The 18,328-nt window shown below is 73.6% G+C and carries 14 protein-coding genes; 10 read left to right on the forward strand and 4 right to left on the reverse strand.

The features are described from left to right. The first annotated feature begins 77 nt into the window (after positions 1 to 77). From ACH4D3_RS11775 to ACH4D3_RS11790, 4 genes are all read left to right on the forward strand, one after another. Entirely contained in the window at positions 78 to 2,591 is a 2,514-nt protein-coding gene (locus ACH4D3_RS11775) for an ATP-dependent Clp protease ATP-binding subunit (protein ID WP_398319896.1), read from the forward strand. Continuing rightward, positions 2,588 to 3,106, forward strand: a complete 519-nt coding sequence (locus ACH4D3_RS11780; RefSeq protein WP_398319899.1) for an SRPBCC family protein — start codon at positions 2,588 to 2,590, stop codon at positions 3,104 to 3,106. The genes ACH4D3_RS11775 and ACH4D3_RS11780 overlap by 4 nt, the downstream gene beginning before the upstream one ends. Positions 3,107 to 3,172: 66 nt before the next feature. Next, entirely contained in the window at positions 3,173 to 5,467 is a 2,295-nt protein-coding gene (locus ACH4D3_RS11785) for an FdhF/YdeP family oxidoreductase (RefSeq protein ID WP_398319902.1), read from the forward strand. A 99-nt stretch (positions 5,468 to 5,566) separates the two neighbouring features. Further along, the gene (locus tag ACH4D3_RS11790; protein WP_398321085.1) at positions 5,567 to 6,778 is read left to right on the forward strand and encodes a Cmx/CmrA family chloramphenicol efflux MFS transporter; all 1,212 of its coding nucleotides are present in this window, start codon (positions 5,567 to 5,569) and stop codon (positions 6,776 to 6,778) included. A gap of 15 nt (positions 6,779 to 6,793) precedes the next feature. Here ACH4D3_RS11790 and ACH4D3_RS11795 read toward each other — a convergent pair whose 3' ends face one another. Further along, positions 6,794 to 7,795: a helix-turn-helix transcriptional regulator gene (locus ACH4D3_RS11795; protein ID WP_398319905.1), complete on the reverse strand. Its 1,002-nt coding sequence runs from the start codon at positions 7,793 to 7,795 to the stop codon at positions 6,794 to 6,796. A 133-nt stretch (positions 7,796 to 7,928) separates the two neighbouring features. Here ACH4D3_RS11795 and ACH4D3_RS11800 point away from each other — a divergent pair, with 133 nt between their 5' ends. Together ACH4D3_RS11800 and ACH4D3_RS11805 are read left to right on the forward strand one after the other, a co-directional pair. Continuing rightward, a complete protein-coding gene (locus tag ACH4D3_RS11800; RefSeq protein ID WP_398319908.1) occupies positions 7,929 to 8,351 on the forward strand; it encodes a VOC family protein in 423 nt (140 codons plus the stop codon). After that, positions 8,348 to 9,445 carry a winged helix DNA-binding domain-containing protein gene (locus tag ACH4D3_RS11805; RefSeq protein WP_398319911.1) on the forward strand — a complete coding sequence of 366 codons (1,098 nt, stop codon included), beginning with the start codon at positions 8,348 to 8,350 and terminating at the stop codon, positions 9,443 to 9,445. Before ACH4D3_RS11800 ends, ACH4D3_RS11805 begins: the two co-directional genes overlap by 4 nt. 38 nt (positions 9,446 to 9,483) lie before the next feature. On the opposite strand, the gene ACH4D3_RS11810 is transcribed toward ACH4D3_RS11805, so the two are convergent. The 3 genes from ACH4D3_RS11810 to ACH4D3_RS11820 form a co-directional block, all read right to left on the reverse strand. Continuing rightward, complete coding sequence (locus ACH4D3_RS11810) at positions 9,484 to 10,566, reverse strand: MerR family transcriptional regulator (protein WP_398319914.1); 1,083 nt, start codon at positions 10,564 to 10,566, stop codon at positions 9,484 to 9,486. A gap of 71 nt (positions 10,567 to 10,637) precedes the next feature. Continuing rightward, positions 10,638 to 11,912: an acyltransferase family protein gene (locus tag ACH4D3_RS11815; RefSeq protein WP_398319917.1), complete on the reverse strand. Its 1,275-nt coding sequence runs from the start codon at positions 11,910 to 11,912 to the stop codon at positions 10,638 to 10,640. An 87-nt stretch (positions 11,913 to 11,999) separates the two neighbouring features. Next, the gene (locus tag ACH4D3_RS11820) at positions 12,000 to 12,857 is read right to left on the reverse strand and encodes an SGNH/GDSL hydrolase family protein (protein WP_398319920.1); all 858 of its coding nucleotides are present in this window, start codon (positions 12,855 to 12,857) and stop codon (positions 12,000 to 12,002) included. Between the two features lie 187 nt (positions 12,858 to 13,044). Here ACH4D3_RS11820 and ACH4D3_RS11825 point away from each other — a divergent pair, with 187 nt between their 5' ends. The 4 genes from ACH4D3_RS11825 (at position 13,045) to ACH4D3_RS11840 (ending at position 18,289) form a co-directional block, all read left to right on the forward strand. Further along, positions 13,045 to 13,746 (forward strand): response regulator, encoded by a 702-nt coding sequence (locus ACH4D3_RS11825; RefSeq protein ID WP_398319923.1) that lies wholly within the window; start codon positions 13,045 to 13,047, stop codon positions 13,744 to 13,746. Continuing rightward, positions 13,743 to 15,269, forward strand: a complete 1,527-nt coding sequence (locus ACH4D3_RS11830) for an ATP-binding protein (RefSeq protein ID WP_398319926.1) — start codon at positions 13,743 to 13,745, stop codon at positions 15,267 to 15,269. The genes ACH4D3_RS11825 and ACH4D3_RS11830 overlap by 4 nt, the downstream gene beginning before the upstream one ends. Continuing rightward, positions 15,266 to 15,829 (forward strand): hypothetical protein, encoded by a 564-nt coding sequence (locus ACH4D3_RS11835; protein WP_398319929.1) that lies wholly within the window; start codon positions 15,266 to 15,268, stop codon positions 15,827 to 15,829. The genes ACH4D3_RS11830 and ACH4D3_RS11835 overlap by 4 nt, the downstream gene beginning before the upstream one ends. Before the next feature lie 240 nt (positions 15,830 to 16,069). Beyond that, positions 16,070 to 18,289, forward strand: coding sequence for an MMPL family transporter (locus tag ACH4D3_RS11840; RefSeq protein WP_398319932.1), 2,220 nt, complete (start codon positions 16,070 to 16,072; stop codon positions 18,287 to 18,289). Positions 18,290 to 18,328: the final 39 nt, after the last annotated feature.

Genomic DNA, 18,328 nt, shown 5'->3' on the forward strand with positions numbered 1-18,328 from the left:
GCGGCGGCCGCTCCGCTTGCGCGGCCGCCGCCATGGGGTTTCGGTGGAATCGACTCGCCACCGCCCCAGGAGCTGCCATGTCGATGTCGTCGTTCGGATTCGGCGCGTCCGATCCGTTCAGTGATCTGTTCAACCGGTTCTTCGGAACGTCGCCCGCCTCCTCGCCCCCGGCGGTGCAGCGGGTGCCGATCGGCCGGCTGCTGACCGAGTCCTCGCAGGAGCTGCTCAACCTGGCGGCACGGCGGTCGCTGGAGGACGGGACGTCCGACCTGGACACGGAGCACCTGTTGTGGGCGGCCACGAAGGTCGAGCCCGCGCGGGGACTGCTCGCCCGGGCGGGCGCCGACCCCGACGCGCTCGCCTCCCGGATCGCCGAGGCCCTGCCCCGCGAGGCGGGCGAGCCGTCCGCCGAGCCGGGCCTCACCCCCGCCGCCAAGCGCACCCTCGCCACCGCTTACGCCCGCTCCCGGGCCTCCGGCGTCTCCTACATCGGCCCCGAGCACATCCTGGGCGCCCTGCTGGCGGACGGCGACACGGGCGCGGCCCGGCTGCTGGGCGCCCAGGGGCGGGACATCGGCAAGCTGGAGGGGCTCACCGAGCAGGCCGCCCGTTCGGGCCAGAGCCGGGGCGACGACGGTGGGCAACCGGCCACCACGCTGGACGAGTACGGACGGGACCTGACCGAGGAGGCGCGGGCCGGGAAGCTCGACCCCGTCGTCGGCCGCGCCGAGGAGATCGAGCAGACCGTCGAGATCCTCTCCCGGCGCTCCAAGAACAACCCGGTGCTGATCGGCGAGCCCGGCGTCGGCAAGACCGCCATCGTGGAGGGACTGGCCCAGCGCATCGTGGCCGGTGAGGTCCCGGGCACGCTGAAGGACAAGCGGGTGGTCGCCCTAGACCTGTCCGCCATGGTGGCGGGCGCGCAGTACCGGGGACAGTTCGAGGAGCGGCTCAAGAAGGTCATCGAGGACGTCCAGCAGGCCCGCGGCGACATCATCCTGTTCATCGACGAACTGCACACCGTCGTCGGCGCCGGGGCCACCGGCGAGGGCTCCATGGACGCCGGCAACATGCTCAAGCCGGCCCTCGCACGCGGCGAACTGCACGTGGTGGGCGCCACGACCATCGACGAGTACCGCAAGTACGTCGAGAAGGACGCCGCCCTCGAACGCCGCTTCCAGCCCGTGATGGTCCCCGAGCCCTCGGTCGAGGAGACGGTGCAGATCCTCGAAGGCCTGCGCGACGCCTACGAGGCACACCACCAGGTCCGCTTCGCCGACGGGGCGCTGACCGCGGCGGCGGAACTGTCCGACCGCTACGTCGGCGACCGCTTCCTGCCCGACAAGGCGATCGACGTCATGGACCAGGCGGGCGCCCGGGTCCGGCTGCGCAGCGCGAGCCGTTCCACCGAGGTCGTCGGCCGCGAGGACCGCATCGCGAAGCTGCGCCGGGAGCAGGAGCAGGCCGTCGCCGCCGAGGACTACGACCGGGCGGGCGAGCTGAAGCACGAGATCGCCGAGGCGGAGGGCGAACTCGCGGGCATCCGGGAACGCCGCGAGGGCGTCGTCTCCGTCACCGCCGACGACATCGCGGACGTGATCTCCCGCCGCACCGGCATTCCGGTCTCCCAGCTGACGGCAGGGGAGAAGGAGCGCCTGCTCAGGCTGGAGGACGAGATGCACGCCCGGATCGTCGGCCAGGACGAGGCGGTCACCGCCGTCGCGCGGGCCGTGCGCCGCAACCGGGCCGGCATGGGCGACCCCGACCGTCCCGTGGGCTCCTTCCTCTTCCTCGGCCCCACCGGCGTCGGCAAGACCGAGCTGGCCAAGACCCTCGCCGAGCTGCTGTTCGGCGAGGAGAACCGCATGATCCGCTTCGACATGAGCGAGTTCCAGGAGAAGCACACGGTCGCCCGGCTCGTCGGCGCGCCCCCGGGCTACGTGGGCTACGAGGAGGCCGGCCAGCTCACCGAGAAGGTCCGCAGGCAGCCCTACAGCGTGGTCCTGTTCGACGAGGTGGAGAAGGCCCACCCCGACGTCTTCAACACGCTGCTGCAGATCCTCGACGACGGCCGCCTCACCGACGGACAGGGCCGCACCGTCGACTTCCGGCACTGCGTCGTCATCATGACGTCCAACATCGGCGCCCACCGCATCCTCGACCACAAGGGCGACGTGTCCGACCTCAAGGACGTACTGATGCAGGAACTGCGGGGCCGGTTCCTGCCGGAGTTCCTCAACCGCATCGACGAGATCATCGTCTTCCACGGCCTCACCCAGGACGACCTCTCGCGGATCGTGGACCACCTGCTGGCCCAGAGCGAACGGCGGGTGCACGCCCAGGGCATGACGCTGAAGGTCACCGAGGCGGCCAGGAAGCTGCTGATCGCCCACGGCCACCAGCCGGAGTTCGGCGCCCGACCGCTCAGGCGCACCATCCAGGCCGAACTCGACAACCGCGTCGCCGACCTGCTCCTCGGCGGCGAGGCCGACCCCGGCGACACCATCGTCGCCGACGTGGTCGACGACTCCCTGCACTGCACGGTCGACAAGTCCGGCACCGCACGACCCGCGGAGGCGAGCGGCACATGAACACCGTCGAGGAGACCATCGAGATCGCCGTACCGGTGCGCACCGCGTACGACCAGTGGACCCAGTTCGAGTGCTTCCCCCGGTTCATGACCACCGTCAAGCGGGTCGAGCAGATCAGGCCCGCCGTGACCCTGTGGGTCGTCGGACTCGGCCCCCTCGGCCGGGAGTTCGCGACCGAGATCGTGGACCAGGTGCCCGACTCGCACCTGACCTGGCGCAGCCTCGGGCAACGCCACGGCCACCGCGGCGAGGTGACGTTCCGGCCCACCGAGGGGGAGGGCACCTCGGTGACCGTGCGGATGTCGGCCGAGCCGCGCGGACTCACGGGCGTACTCGCCCTGGTCCCCGGGGCGGCCGGCCGTGTCGTGCGGCGCGAACTCGCGCACTTCAAGGCGTACATCGAAGGACACGGGGAGGCGAGCGGCGCCTGGCGGGGGACCATCCGGGACGGCCAGGTGCGGCCGGAGGAGCCGGAGCCGCCGCGCAGCCGGGTGGCGGTCTGGCCCGTGGGCTGACGGGCCCGTACCGAACACGGCGCAGGCCCCGTACCGGAACACAGCGAACGAGAGGCGATCCCCCCGATGAAGAAGCCGCCCAGGGACGAACCCCGGGACGACCTGACCGTCACCCCGCCCAAGACCTGGGCCGCGGGCGTGCCCGCCGTGGTGCACGCACTGGAGTACTCCCTGGCGCAGACGTCCCCGAAGGAAACCGCGGTGGACCTGCTGACCATGAACCAGGTCGACGGGATCGACTGCCCGGGCTGCGCCTGGGCGGACCCCGCGCCCGGCCACCGGCACCGCAACGAGTACTGCGAGAACGGCGCCAAGCACATCAACGACGAGGCGACCACGCGGCGGATCACCGCCGAGTTCTTCCGCGAGCACTCCGTCTCCGACCTGGCACAGCGCTCCGACCTGTGGCTGAACCAGCAGGGACGGCTCACCGAGCCGATGGTGAAGCGGCCCGGCTCGGACCACTACGAGCCGATCAGCTGGCGCGACGCCCTCGACCTGCTAGCCGGGGAACTGAAGGCGCTGGACAGCCCCGACGAGGCGGTCTTCTACACCTCGGGCCGGGTCAGCAACGAAGCCGCCTTCGTGCTGCAGCTCTTCGCCCGCGCCTACGGCACCAACAACCTGCCCGACTGCAGCAACATGTGCCACGAGTCGAGCGGCTTCGCCCTGCACGAGACCCTCGGCACCGGCAAAGGCACCGTCAGCCTCGACGACCTCCACCACGCCGACCTGATCTTCCTGGTGGGACAGAACCCCGGCACCAACCACCCGCGGCAGCTGTCCGCGCTGGAGCAGGCCAAGCGCAACGGCGCCCGCATCGTCGCCGTCAACCCGCTCCCGGAGGCGGGGCTGCTGCGGTTCAAGAACCCGCAGAAGGCAAGCGGCGTGATCGGCCAGGGCATCCGGATCGCCGACCGGTTCCTGCACATCCGCCCCGGCGGCGACCTCGCCCTCTTCCAGGCACTGAACCGGCTGCTCCTCGAGGCCGAGGACGCCCGGCCCGGCACGGTCCTGGACCACGCCTTCATCCGCGACAACACCAGCGGCTTCCAGGAGTTCGCCGAGCACGCCCGGCAGGCCTCCTGGGACGACGTGGTCGCCACCACCGGTCTGACCCGCCACGAGATCGAGCGGGTCCGCGACGAGGTACTGCGCAGCAAACGGGTCATCGTCTGCTGGGCGATGGGCATCACCCAGCACAAACACGGCGTGCCCACCATCCGGGAGATCGTCAACTTCCTGCTGCTGCGCGGCAACCTCGGCCGGGCCGGAGCCGGTGCCTGCCCCGTGCGCGGCCACAGCAACGTCCAGGGCGACCGCACCATGGGCATCTGGGAGCAGATGCCCGACTCCTTCCTGGACTCCCTGCGCGACGAGTTCGGCTTCGACCCGCCGCGCGCCCACGGCCTCGACTCGGTCGACTCGATCAAGGCGATGCGGGAAGGCCGGATCAAGTTCTTCCTCGGCGTCGCGGGCAACTTCGTCCGGGCCGCCCCCGACAGCGCGGTCACCGAGGAGGCCATGCGGAGCTGCCGCCTGACCGCCCACGTCTCCACCAAGCTCAACGGGTCCCACACCGTCTGCGGGCAGACCGCGCTGATCCTGCCCACCCTCGGCCGCACCGAACGCGACCAGCAGGCGGGCGGCGAGCAGTTCGTCACGGTGGAGAACTCCATGAGCGAGGTGCACACCTCCCGGGGACGGCTCAAGCCCGCCTCACCGCTGCTGCTCAGCGAGGTCGCCATCCTGAGCCGGCTCGCCCGCCGCACCCTGGGCACCGGCCCGGGGAACGTGCCCTGGGAGGAGTTCGAGGCCGACTACAGCGCGATCCGCGACCGGATCTCCCGGATCGTGCCGGGCCTGCACGACTTCAACCGGCGCGTGGCCCGCCCCGGCGGCATCCGGCTGCCCAACCCCGTCAACGAGGGCGTCTACCGCACCGCCACCGGCAAGGCCGTGTTCACCCGCAACACCTGGCGCACGCCCGACGTGCCCGAGGGCCACCTGCTGCTGCAGACCCTGCGCTCCCACGACCAGTGGAACACCATCCCCTACACCCTGAACGACCGCTACCGGGGCATCCACGGCAGCCGCCGGGTGGTCATGGTCAACCCGGACGACCTGAGCGCCCTGTCCCTGGCCGAGGGAGACCGCGTCGACGTCGTCGGCGTCTGGCACGACGACACCGAGCGGCGCGCCGAGGGCTTCGAGGTGGTCCCGTACCCCACCGCCCGCGGGTCCGCCGCCGCGTACTACCCGGAGACCCAGGTCCTGGTGCCGCTGGACAGCGTCGCCGACATCAGCAACCAGCCCACCTCCAAGGGCATCGTCGTCCGGCTGGAGCGCGTGACGCCGTAGCCGCATCGTGAGACGGGCCCCGCCGCGGGAATGGCCGGAAGCGGGGCCCCGTTGACACCTGTCATGCCCGACTCTTCCCCACGGCCCACGGCCGGACGCATGCCGATGGCCGTCTACATCCTCGGCCTGTCCGTCTTCGCCCTCGGCACCAGCGAGTTCATGCTCTCCGGGCTGCTGCCGCCCATCGCCGACGACATGGACGTCTCGATCCCGCGAGCCGGGCTGCTGATATCGGCGTTCGCGATCGGCATGGTGGTCGGCGCGCCGCTGCTCGCCGTCGCGACGCTGCGCCTGCCCCGCAAGACCACGCTGGTCGCGCTGATCTCGGTGTTCGGCGTCGGCCAGGTCGCGGGCGCCCTCGCGACGAGCTACGAGGTCCTGTTCGTCTCGCGGGTCGTCAGCGCCCTCGCCTGCGCCGGCTTCTGGGCGGTGGGCGCGGCCGTGGCCATCGCGATGGTGCCGGTGACCGCGCGGGCCCGCGCCATGGCCGTGATGATCGGCGGACTGTCCATCGCCAACGTCCTCGGCGTCCCGGTGGGCGCCTTCCTCGGCGAGCACCTGGGCTGGCGCTCCGCGTTCTGGGCCGTGGGCGGCGCGTCCGCCGTCGCGCTCGTCGGCGTGGTGACCCTGATCCCGCGTATCCCGCTGCCCGAGCGGCGGCCCCGGCTGCGGGGCGAGCTGGCGATCTACCGGGACCGCCAGGTCTGGCTGTCCATCGTCGTGACCGCACTCGCCGCCGGCGGCGTCTTCTGCGCCTTCTCCTACCTCGCCCCGCTGCTCACCGACGTCGCCGGACTGGCGGACGGATGGGTGCCGACCGTGCTGGCGCTGTTCGGCGTCGGCGCGCTCATCGGCACGACGGTCGGCGGCCGGGTGGCCGACGCCCACCTGTTCGGCGTACTGCTCTCCGGCATCACCGCCTCGACGGTGCTGCTGGCCGCCCTCGCGCTGTTCGCCGCCAGCCCCGCCGCCGTGATCGTCCTGTCGCTGCTGCTCGGCGTCTCCGCGTTCTACACGGCGCCCGCGCTCAACGCGCGCATGTTCAACGTCGCCGGTGCCGCGCCCACCCTCGCGGGCGCGACGACGACCGCCGCGTTCAACCTGGGCAACACCGGCGGGCCCTGGCTCGGCGGCACGGTGATCGACGCGGGCCTCGGCTACGAGGCCACCGCCTGGGCGGGCGGGGCGATGACCCTGGTCGCGATCGCCTTCGTCGCCGTCTCCCTGCGGCTGCACAGCCGCTCACGCGTCGTGACGGGCGGCGGCCCGGCCACCGAGACCGCGAGCCTGGAGCGGGCCCAGCGGGTGTGACGCCGGCCCCGGCGCTCACCGCGGCCGGGGCCGCCCCGCGACGGCCCTGGCACAGCGGTCGGCCAGCCCGGCGAACGCCTCCTCGAGCGCGGGCGGGCCGACCACCTCGATGTCGGTGTCGTAGAGGCAGAAGGCGGCCGCGAGCGAGGGCCACGACCAGGAGCCCATGGTGAGCCGGCAACGGTCGGGCCCCAGCTCCTCGACCGTCCCGTCGGCGGCGTGCGGGGACACCGCGGAAGCGGGCAGGTGGAGTACGGCCGTGCCGCGGCAGGGCCAGTCGGGGGAGCCGTCCGAGCCGCGGAACCTGCCGGTCAGAAAGGCGGCCACGTCCCCGCCGGGCAGGTCCCGGGGCGTGAAGCGCGGTCCGGTGGGCGTGCGCGGGGTGATCCGGTCGGCGCGGAAGACCCGCCAGTCCTCGCGGTCCAGGTCCCAGGCGACCAGGTACCAGCGCCCGCCCCGGCTGACGAGATGGTGCGGCTCCACCCGGCGCGGGGGCGGCGCCTCCTCGGCCGCGGGGTCCGCGACGTGCGCCGGGGCATGGTCGAAGCGCAGCACCTCGCGCGCCTGGACGGCGGCGCTGAGCGCCATCAGGACGCCGGTGTCCGCCTGGGGCTGCGGCCGGGGCGCCGACCGTGCGACGGAGGTGACCTGGAGGGCGTCGATCCGGTGCCGCAGCCGGGCGGGCATGACCTGGCGCAGCGTGGTCAGGGCGCGCTCGGCCCCGTCCTCGATCCCGGCGCCGGTGGCCGCGGCGGTCCGCAGCGCGACCGCGAGGGCGACCGCCTGCTCGTCGTCGAAGAGCAGCGGAGGCAACCGCGTCCCGGCGTCCAGGCGGTAGCCGCCGTCGGGGCCCTTCACCGCCCGGACGGGGTATCCCAGCTCCCGGAGCCGGTCGACGTCGCGGCGCAGCGTGCGCGCACTGACGTCCAGCCGCTCGGCCAGCACCGCACCGGGCCAGTCCCGGCGGGCCTGGAGCAGCGAGAGCAGGGACAGCAGCCGGGCCGAGGTCTTCTGCATGACCACCATGCTGCCGCACATAGCGGCCACAACCTGACCGCTACCTCAAGCAGAGTGGGCACCGCGGGGCCGGAGGGGCCCCGCGGCGGCCCGCACCGCGGTCCGCCCCCCCCGTGATGGCAAGGAGCCAGTCGTGACCGCCAAAGCCGTGACCCACCTCAACTTCCGTGGCGACGCCCGCGAAGCCCTCACCTTCTACCAGGCCGCCTTCGGCGGGGACCTGACCCTGGTGACGTACAAGGACGCCGGCAACGTCCAGGATCCCGCCGCGGCCGACCAGGTGATGTTCGGCCAGGTGTCCACCGCCGACGGCCTGGCCGTGATGGCCTACGACGTGCCGTCCGACCTGCCCTGGAACCAGGGTGAGAACGCGTTCTTCGTCTCGGTCCGCGGCGAGACCACCGAAGAGATCACCGCGTACTGGGAGAAGCTCGCCGAGGGCGCGACCGTCGTGCGGCCCCTGGACGCCGCCCAGTGGGCGCCCCTGTACGGCATGCTGCGGGACCGGTTCGGCGTCACCTGGGTCCTGGACGTCGTGAGCGAGTACAACGCGTGAGCGTGCTCGACGCCCGGTCGCTGAACCGGGCGGCCCTCGCCCGGCAGCTGCTGCTCGACCGCGCGGACCGCCCGGTGCTCGGCGCCGTCGCGCACCTCGGCGGCATGCAGGCACAGGAGCCGCAGGAACCGTTCGTGGGGCTGTGGTCGCGGCTGCGCGGCTTCGCCCCGCGGGTGCTCGACGACCTGCTGACCGGGCGTCGAGTGGTGCGGACCCACCTGATGCGCCGCACCGTCCATCTCGTCACCGCCGAGGACGTACTGGCCTGGCGGTCGCGCCACGACGCCATGCTGCGCGGACGCGTCCTCGGCACCTACCGCCGCGAGCTCGCCGGGGTCGACCTCGACGAGCTCGCGGCGGCGGGCCGTGCGGTCCTGGCCGACGGCGAGCCCCGCTCGATGGGCGACCTCGCCCGCGCCGTGGCCGCGCGGTGGCCGGACGCGGGACCTCGGCCGCTGGGGGAGCTGCTGGTCGCCGCGCTGATCCCGACGGTGCAGCTGCCGCCGCGCGGGCTGTGGCGCACCAGGGCCGGGGTGCGCAACGCCCCGGTGGCGGACTGGCTGGGCCGCGAGGTGGACCGGCCCGCCCCGCCGGGCACCGATCCGGTCGGAGAGGAGCTGGTACGGCGCTACCTGGCCGCGTTCGGGCCGGCCGCCTCGGCGGACCTGCGGGCCTGGTGCGGGCTCGCGGGACTGCCGGCCGCGGTCGCGGCGGTGCGCGGGGAACTGGTCTCCTTCCGCGACGAGCGGGGCCGGGAACTGCTCGACCTGCCCGACGCCCCGCGCCCCGACCCCGGCACCCCGGCACCGGTGCGGTTCCTGCCCGCCTTCGACAACGCGGTCCTCGGCTACCGGGACCGCGGCCGCATCATCGACGACCCGCACCGCGGCCTGTCGGTCACCGGCGCCCGCTTCGTCCTCGTCGACGGCAGGGTCTCGGCCACCTGGACCGTCGAGGACGGCACGGTCACCGTCACCCCGCTGCGCCGGCTCGCCCGGGCGGAGCGCGCCGAGGTCGCCGAGGAGGGGCAGGCCCTCGCGTCCTTCCTCTCCGAGGGCGGCAGCGACCGTGTCACGGTCGGGGCGGCACCCTGAGGAGCGGCCGACCCGGGCGGGGCCGGGCGCCCGGGGCGTCACGCGCCGGGCACGACGTCGGCGACGACGCAGCTGACGTTGTCGGGACCGCCGGACCCGTTGGCCAGGGCCACCAGTTCCCGGACGGCCGCCCCGGGCTCGCCCGGGGCGGCCAGCACCCGGCGGATCTCGTCGCCCGCCACCACCGTCGACAGGCCGTCGGAACAGAGCAGGTAGCGGTCCCCGGGCCGGGCGTCCTGCAGGCGCATCTCGGCGGTGGCGTCGGCGCCCCGGCCCAGGGCCCGTACCAGCAGCGACCGCTGGGGGTGGGACGCGGCCTCCTCCGGCGTGATGCGGCCCTCGTCGACCATCGACTGCACCACAGTGTGGTCGTGCGTGATCTGGAACAGCTCCCCGTCGCGCAGCAGGTACACGCGCGAGTCGCCGATGTGGACGAGGCCCAGCTGCGACCCCGTCCAGAGCATCGCGGTGAGGGTGGTGCCGGCCTGCTGCGTCGCGGAACCGGATCCCACGGCGTCGTGCACGGCCCGCTCGGCCTCCTCCACCGCGTCCGCGAGGACGTTGAGGAGGCCGTCCGCCGGGACACCGCGGCTCTCCAGCCGCCGCAGCGACTCGACGGCGGCGGCGCTGGCTGGAGCTCCCTCGTCGCCGAAGCCGTCGGCGACGGCCAGCAGGCGGGCACCGGCGTAGGCGGTGTCCTGGTTGCTCTCGCGGACCAGGCCGGTGTCGGAGGCGGCGGCGTAGCGCATGCTCAGGGCAGGACTGGTGGGAGACATGGCGGGATCCTTCCGGGTCAGGTGGTCGACGAGGAAGGCGGCCAGATCGCGCCGGGCGGCCGTCTCGGCCTCGGCCCGTGCCCAGAAGGCGCGGACCTCCCCGGCCGCCGCCACCGCGTCCAGCGAGCACACGTGCCGAATGCGGACCAACGGCATCCCCAGGCGGCGCAGCCAGGCCACGAGCCGGGCCCGTTCGACCTGTTCCGGGGCGTAGAGGCGGTAGCCGGTGACCGGGTCGACGCGGGCGGGCGGCAGCAGGCCCAGCTCGTCGTAGAGACGCAGCGCCTTCGGCGACAGCCGGGTCGCCTTCGCGAACGCCCCTATGGTCAGCAACTCCACGCCCACGTGCCCACCCCTCCTCGTACCGGGCACCTCGCCCGGTGACACCGATGCTGCGGCCTGCCCCAAGGTGAAGGTCAACCGCCGCCGCCCCACCCTGGACGTGCGGCCCCGAGACGTGTGACGTCGACCGAGCCCTCCCCGGTTCGCGGCTGGGGGACCACCGCCCACAGCGCGGCCAGCGCGGCGAAGACGGCGACCAGGGCGACCGCCCCGGTGCGGCCCTTCGCCCAGCGGGCCCGGAACCGGACCGGATCCTCCACCAGGACCTTGGAGAGCCCGGCGAGCGCCACCGACACCGCCAGCAGCACCGCCGTACGGTGAGCCCCCTCCAGGCCGAGCCGTTCCTCGCTCAGCAGCAGGTACACGGGCCAGTGCCAGAGATACAGGCTGTACGAGACCACGCCGAGCCGGCGCAGCGGCGCGGCGGCGAGGAAGCGCCCGGCCGGTGTGCGCGGAGCCCGCGCCAGGCACGCGATGAGCAGGGCGGCGGCCAGGGCGTGCAGGAACAGCCCGCCCCGGAAGAGGGAGGGGGAGTGCTGGCCGTCGGCCGCGATCCAGTACGCCCCGATGCCCGCCGCCAGGGCGAGGCTCCACCGGCCCGCCGCGCGTTCGCCGAGGCGGGAGACCAGACGCGCGGCGGGCTCGGTGGCCGCCAGCGCTCCGAGCAGGAGCGAGAAGGCGCGGGTGTCGGTGCCCTCGTAGACCCGGGTGGTGTCGGCCGCGGTGGTGAGGACGACCATCAGGACCAGGGACGCGACGGCCCCGGCCGCGGCCACGGCGGCCACCCGCCGTCCGGCGCCCCGGCCACGGGCCAGTAGACAGAGCACCAGCGGCCACACCACGTAGAACTGCTCCTCGACCGCGATGCTCCACAGATGGCTGAAGACCCTGGTGCCGGCCGAGTCCCAGTAGCCGACCCGGTCGGCCACGAAGTGCCAGTTGGCGAGGTTCGCGGCCACCCACGGTCCGTCGTCGAGGGCGTACCGGAGCAGGTTCGGCGGGCCGAGGGCCCACACCAGGAGCAGGGTCCCGGCGAGCACGACCGCGAGCGCGGGCAGCAGCCGCCGTGCGCGCCGGCCCCAGAAGGCGAGGAGGTCGATCCGGCCCCCGTGGGCCCGGGCCTCCTTCAGCAGCAGGCCCGTGATGAGGAAGCCGGACAGGACGAAGAAGAGATCGACGCCGAGGAAGCCGCCGTCGAAATGACCGGCGTGGAAGAACAGCACGCCCAGGACGGCGACGCCGCGCAGGCCGTCGAGCGGGGCGAGGTGCCGCCGAGGCGGCCGCGGCACGGGGGAGGGGGCGGCGCGGACGCTGCGGTGGGCGGGGGAGGGTGTGGCCGGCAGGGGCATGGGCTGGTCTCCGTCGAAGGGGCGAGGCGTCCCCGGCCCGCGACCGCCTCGCGGTGGGCGGTTGGGCGGGCCGGGTTCCGCCGGGGGCTATTCGCAGCCGAGCCGGCTGTAGACCTTCGCGCCGGTCCACTCACCGGTGGCCCACGCGTCGGCGGCGGCCGGGTCGTAGCCGTACCGCCTCTCCAGCTGCTCGCCGAACCAGACGGCGAACGCCGCCGAGCCCTGCTGGCAGGAGTGGATGCCGTCCTCGCTGCGCTGCGCCTGCTCGGAGGCGCTGTCGTCGCCCCACAGGGCGGCGGCGTCGAGGAAGCCGGCCGTGTCCGGGTGCTCCTCGGCCACGCTCTTCGCGGACCGCGGCGCGGCTGCGATCTCCGCCTCGTGCGGCCGGTAGAAGTCGTCGATCTTGAAGGGCGGGGCGGAGACGAGGAGGAGGTCCGCCCCCGCCTCGTTCACCGTCTTCACCAGGCGTTCGTAGGCCGCGCGCTGTTCGGCGGGGGTGCCCCAGTCGTAGGTGGTGACCTGGTAGGCGACGACGTCCGGCGCGAAGGACTTCAGTGTCTTCGGCAGGCTGTCCCAGGTGGGCGCCGCGATCTCGCCGACGACACCGCCGCCGCCGGCGGCGGCCACCGACCTGAACGCGACGCCCCCGGCCTTCATGGCCGCGCCGAGGGCCGGCGCCTGGGCCTCACCGATGGAGTCGCCCATCCACAGCAGCCGCCGCGGCTTGTCGTCCCGCTTCCCGCCGGAGGAGTCCTTCCCGTCGGATGAGTCCTTCCCGCCGTCCGGGGTGCCGGCCGCCGCGCCGTCGCTCGCGGAGACCTCGACGCCGGTGCCGGAACCCTGACAGCCGGTCAGGGCGAGTGCCACGGCCGCGGCCACGAGGGCGTACCCGACGGCGTGGCGGGCGGGCAGCGAGCGCCCGCTGGAGTTGATCTCGTTGTCCATGCCCTCAGCACAGGCCACCGGCGCCCGGCCCGGGGAGGGCTGTCATCGTTTCCTCACATGACGCGGAACCCGGCGTCATACGCTTCGAGCACGCTGGCAGAAGACGGCCGCCGCCGGGCCGGGGAACCGAGCCGAGGAAACCGAGTCGCGGAAGCCGAGCCGAGGAACCGGAGAAGAGCGCACCCCCATGGCACGAGTCCTGCTCATCGAAGACGACCCCGCGGTGCAGAGAGGCGTCTCGCTCGCGCTGAAACGCCGCGGACACGAGGTGGCCGTCGCGGGCAGCGGGGAGACCGGCCTGCTGACCCTGGAGCGGCACCGGCCCGACCTGGTGCTCCTCGACCTGATGCTGCCGAACATGAGCGGTCTGGAAGTGTGCCGCCGGATCCGGGAGAGCAAACGGATCCCGATCATCATCCTCTCCGCGCGGGGCGACGAGATCGACATGGTCGTCGGCCTGGAGGCGGGCGCCGACGACTACGTCGTCAAACCGGCGGGCGCCGAGCTGCTGGAGGCGCGGATCAGAGCGGTCCTGCGCCGGGTCGCGCCCGCCCAGGACGGCGGCACGCCGAATCCGGCCGCCGCCGGCCCCGAGCGGCACGCGGACCTCACGGTGGACCGCACCACCCTGGTGGTGGCCAAGCGCGGCACCGAGCTGCCCCTGGCACCGTCGGAACTGAAGCTCCTGCTGTTCCTCACCGCCACCCCCGGGCAGGTGTACTCGCGCCAGCAACTGCTGGAACAGGTCTGGGAACACTCCTTCTACGGCGACGTCCGCCTCGTCGACGCCTGCGTGATGCGGCTGCGTGCCCGGATCGAGGACGACCCGCGCAGACCGGTGTACGTGCAGACCGTGCGCGGCTTCGGCTACCGTTTCGGTCCGCTGTGAGCCGGTTCCGGCCACCACTCCGGCTCGCCGCGAGCAGGCTCCGGCGGCACACGCCCCGCGGGCTGCGGGCCCGGCTGGTCGTGGCCTTTCTCCTGGCCGCCGCCTTCGGCGCGCTGCTCACCGCCGGCTTCACCTTCCACCGGGCCCGCGCGGCCATCCTCGACCGCGCCGCGGAGACCGCCGTCGCCGATCTGCGCACCCAGCTCGACTCCCTCGCCCCCGACCTGGCCCTTCCGCCCACCGCCGAGGAGCTGCGCGGGCTCACCGGACAGATCGACCAGGCCGGCGGGGCCCGGGCCTGGCACGCGTCCGCCTCCTACCGGGGCGCCGAACCGGTCGCGGCCTCCCCGGGCGCGCCACCCGTCCCCGACGAGCTGCGGGAGACCGTGCAGGACACCGGGCGGGCCGTCCACCAGCGGACCGAACACGACGGCCGCCCGTGGCTGGCGCTCGGCATGCCCGTCGCCTACACCCCCGACGAAGCGGAGAACGGACACCCGGACCCGGACTCGGCCCCGGCCACGCTCTCCGGGCTGACCGTGTACGCCGTCTTCCCCCTGGACGACGACCGGGCCGACATCGACGCCCTGGTCACCGCCGCCCAGGCCGGAGCCGTCCCCGCGCTCGCCCTCGCCCTGGTCCCGGCCCTGGTGGCGGCGCGCAGCGTCCTGCGGCCCGTCCGGCGGCTGCGCCACGGCGCCGAACGCATCGCGGCCGGGGAGCTGGACACGCGCCTGGACACCGCGGGCCACGACGAACTCGCCGACCTGACCCGCTCGTTCAACACCATGGCCGAGACACTGGAGCGGGACGCCGCCGAACTGCGCCGGCTGGAGGCGGGCGCCCGCCGCTTCGCCGCCGACGTCGCCCACGAACTGCGCACCCCGCTGGCCGCCATGGCCGCGGTCACCGAGGTCCTCGACGAGGACGCCGCCTCGGGCGTGCTGCCCGCCGACACCGAGGACGCCGTCCGGCTGATCAGCGAGGAGGTGCGCACCCTGGCCCGCATGGTGGAGGACCTCATGGAGGTCTCCCGCTTCGACGCCGGGGCCGCCCCCGTCCACCGGGAGGACGTCGACCTGCGCACCCTCGTGACCAAGACCCTCCAGCTGCGCGGCTGGGCCCACGACGAGCGGGTCCGGGCCGACCTGCCCGAACCGGCACCCGTACGCGTCGACCCCCGCCGGATCGACGTCGTCCTCGGCAACCTGGTCGCCAACGCGCTGCACCACGGACGCCCGCCCGTGACGGTGGCGGTCGGCGCGCGCGACGACCGGGTCACCGTCACCGTCACCGACCGGGGGCCCGGCATCCCGGACGACGCGCTCCCGTACGTCTTCGACCGCTTCTACAAGGCCGACGCGGCACGCCCCCGCTCCGGCGGCAGCGGCCTCGGACTCGCCATCGCCCACGAGAACGCGGCCCTGCACGACGGCATCCTCACCGCGGCCAACCGCCCCGGCGGCGGTGCCGTCTTCACCCTCACCCTGCCGCGGGCCGCCTCCACCCCGGGAACGACATGACATTCCGCCACTTCCCGCATCCGAATCGGGCCACCCTCGCCCTCACCGTGCTGCTCGCCGCCGGCAGCGCCGGCTGCGGCATCGGCACCACCGGCCCGGTGCAGGCCGGCCCGCCCGCCTCCGGCGTCCAGCGGCCCGGCGACGGGGCGAGCACCGTGCGCCTGTACTTCGCCGGCCCCTACGGCACCCGCCCCGTCACCCGGCGGACGGACGCTTCCCCGGCCCCCCAGCAGGCCCTCGACCTGCTCCTGGACGGCCCCACCCGGGCCGAGCGCGAGCGCGGCCTGACCACCCACGTCGAGTCGAAAGCCGCCGGACGGCTCACCGCGACCACCAGCGACGGCGCCGTCGACGTCGTCGTCCCCCTCCGGGTCAGCGCCGGCGAACTCGACGTGACCGCGGTGAGCCAGCTGGTCTGCACTGCGGCCCACGCCGACGTCCCGGGGGGCCTCCCCGCCGAGCAGGTCGACGTCCGGATCCACGAGGACGGCACCCGGTCCGCCAGGCCCTGGACCCTGCGCTGCGGTACGGGCGGCAACGCCACGCCCGTCACCGGCTGAGCGTCACCGGCTGCCCGCGGCAACGAAATGCGGAGTACACCCATCTTCGTGATCTACACCGACGGGAGAGGAGCGCGGGGGCCCACTACACCCGACGCAGTACACCAGTCCAGACCCAGGGTCGGACCAAACGCCGCGAACCCCGGGCGAGCATGGATGTGTACCCCGGTCAGCGCCTCCGCCTTCCCCCCATGTGCCGGGTCTTCGTCCTGCCCGTAACCCGACGGATTGGTCCAAAAGGTGGCTACGTTTCTCTATCGACTCGGCCGGAGGGCGTTCCGGCGCCGCGGCCTGGTCGCCCTGTTGTGGGTGGCCATACTCGTGGGCGCCGGTGTCGCCTCGTCCGCCGCGCCGGCCCCGCCCGAAGACTCCTTCTCCATGCCCGGCACCGAGTCCCAGAAGGCGTTCGACCTGCTCGACGAGCAGTTCCCGGCCGCCAGCGCCGAGGGCGCCACGGCCCGCGTCGTGATCCGTGCCCCCGACGGCGCGAAGATCTCCGACGCGGCCGGCAAGGACCGGGTGAAGGACCTGGTCGCCGACCTCGAGGCCGGTCCACAGGTCTCCTCGGTGGACGACCCGTTCGAGGCGAACGCCGTCAGCAAGGACGGCACCACCGCCTACGCCTCCGTGACCTACAAGGTCAACGCGATGGAGCTGACCGACGAGGCCCGCGACTCGCTCACGGCAGCCACCGACGGCGCGCGACAGGGCGGGTACACGGTCGAGACCGGCGGCGACGCGGTCGTGGCCGAGCAGGAGATGGGCGGCACCGCCGAGCTGATCGGCATCGGCGTCGCCGCGATCGTGCTCCTGCTGACCTTCGGCTCACTGGTCGCGGCAGGCATGCCGCTGCTCTCGGCGATCATCGGTGTCGGCATCGGCATCTCCGCCATCGGGGCGCTCGGCAGCACGCTGGAGCTGTCCGCCACGACCTCCACCCTCGCCATGATGATCGGCCTCGCGGTCGCCATCGACTACGCCCTGTTCATCGTCTCGCGCTACCGGGCGGAGATCGCCGAGGGCCGAGCCCCGGAGGAGGCGGCCGGACGAGCGGTCGGCACCGCGGGCTCCGCGGTCGTCTTCGCCGGACTCACCGTCGTCGTGGCCCTGGCCGGCCTCGCGATCGTCAACATCCCGATCCTCACCAAGATGGGCCTGGCCGCCGCGGGCACCGTCGGCATCGCCGTGCTGATCGCCCTCACCCTCACCCCGGCGCTGCTCGGCTTCGCCGGCAAGAAGGCGCTCAGCCGCAAGGACCGCAAGGCTCCCGCCGGGGCGCGGGCCGCCTCCGGCAGGCCGAAGCTCGGCACCCGGTGGGCCCGCTTCGTACAGCGGCGCCCGGTCACCGTCCTGCTGACCGCGGTCCTCGGCCTCGGCGTGATCGCCGTACCGGCCGCCGGCATGGAGCTGGGCCTGCCCGACGAGGGCAGCTCGGCCCCCGACACCACCCAGCGCAAGGCCTACGACATGCTGTCCGAGTCCTTCGGGGCCGGGTTCAACGGCCCGCTGATGGTCACCGTGGACGCGCGCGGCGCGGACGACCCCAAGGCCGCCGCGGACACCGTGGGCGAGAAGATCACCGGACTGGGCGAGGCCGCGGCCGTCACCCCGGCCAACTTCAACAAGGAGGGCGACACCGCCGTCCTCACCGTGATGCCCAAGACCGGCCCGAGCGACGTCGCCACCGAGTCGCTGGTGCACGACATCCGCTCGCTGTCCGGCGACATCAGGGCCGACACCGGCGCGACCATGCTGGTCACCGGTGCGACCGCGATGACCATCGACTTCTCGCAGACCCTGGACGACGCGCTGATCCCCTACCTGGCGCTGGTCGTCGGGCTGGCCTTCCTGCTCCTGATGCTGGTGTTCCGCTCGGTCCTCGTCCCGCTGAAGGCGGCCCTGGGCTTCCTGCTCTCGGTGGCCGCTGCGCTCGGCGCGGTGGTCGCGGTCTTCCAGTGGGGCTGGCTCGCCGACGTGTTCGGCGTGGACCAGCCGGGCCCGATCATGTCGATGATGCCGATCTTCATGATCGGCGTGGTCTTCGGCCTCGCCATGGACTACGAGGTCTTCCTCGTCACCCGCATGCGGGAGGCGTACGTCCACGGACAGTCCGCCGCCGAGTCCGTCACCACGGGCTTCACCCACGGCGGCCGGGTGGTCGCGGCCGCCGCGATCATCATGATCAGTGTCTTCTCCGGCTTCATCCTGGAGAACGACGCCATGATCAAGATGATGGGCTTCGGACTCGCGATCGCGGTGCTCTTCGACGCCTTCGTGGTCCGCATGGCCATCGTGCCCGCGGTGCTCGCACTGCTCGGCACCAAGGCGTGGTGGCTGCCGAAGTGGCTGGACCGCGTCCTGCCGAACGTCGACGTCGAGGGCGAGAAGCTGCACCGGGAACTCGGCGACACCGCCGCGCCCTCGGAGCCCGCCCGCGAGCCGGAGACGGCCGGAGTCTGACACTCCCGCACCCGGCCCCGGTGTCCCGGTACCCCCGAG

Source organism: Streptomyces sp. NPDC018026, from assembly GCF_044327745.1.
Lineage (GTDB): Bacteria > Actinomycetota > Actinomycetes > Streptomycetales > Streptomycetaceae > Streptomyces > Streptomyces rubrogriseus.

Coding starts and splice junctions, on each gene's coding strand:
- ACH4D3_RS11795 (WP_398319905.1), bottom strand. CDS start 7,795: ATGCAGAAGACCTCGGCCCGGCTGCTGTCCCTGCTCTCGCTGCTCCAG.
- ACH4D3_RS11835 (WP_398319929.1), top strand. CDS start 15,266: ATGACATTCCGCCACTTCCCGCATCCGAATCGGGCCACCCTCGCCCTC.
- ACH4D3_RS11825 (WP_398319923.1), top strand. CDS start 13,045: ATGGCACGAGTCCTGCTCATCGAAGACGACCCCGCGGTGCAGAGAGGC.
- ACH4D3_RS11815 (WP_398319917.1), bottom strand. CDS start 11,912: ATGCCCCTGCCGGCCACACCCTCCCCCGCCCACCGCAGCGTCCGCGCC.
- ACH4D3_RS11775 (WP_398319896.1), top strand. CDS start 78: ATGTCGATGTCGTCGTTCGGATTCGGCGCGTCCGATCCGTTCAGTGAT.
- ACH4D3_RS11790 (WP_398321085.1), top strand. CDS start 5,567: ATGCCGATGGCCGTCTACATCCTCGGCCTGTCCGTCTTCGCCCTCGGC.
- ACH4D3_RS11820 (WP_398319920.1), bottom strand. CDS start 12,857: ATGGACAACGAGATCAACTCCAGCGGGCGCTCGCTGCCCGCCCGCCAC.
- ACH4D3_RS11780 (WP_398319899.1), top strand. CDS start 2,588: ATGAACACCGTCGAGGAGACCATCGAGATCGCCGTACCGGTGCGCACC.
- ACH4D3_RS11785 (WP_398319902.1), top strand. CDS start 3,173: ATGAAGAAGCCGCCCAGGGACGAACCCCGGGACGACCTGACCGTCACC.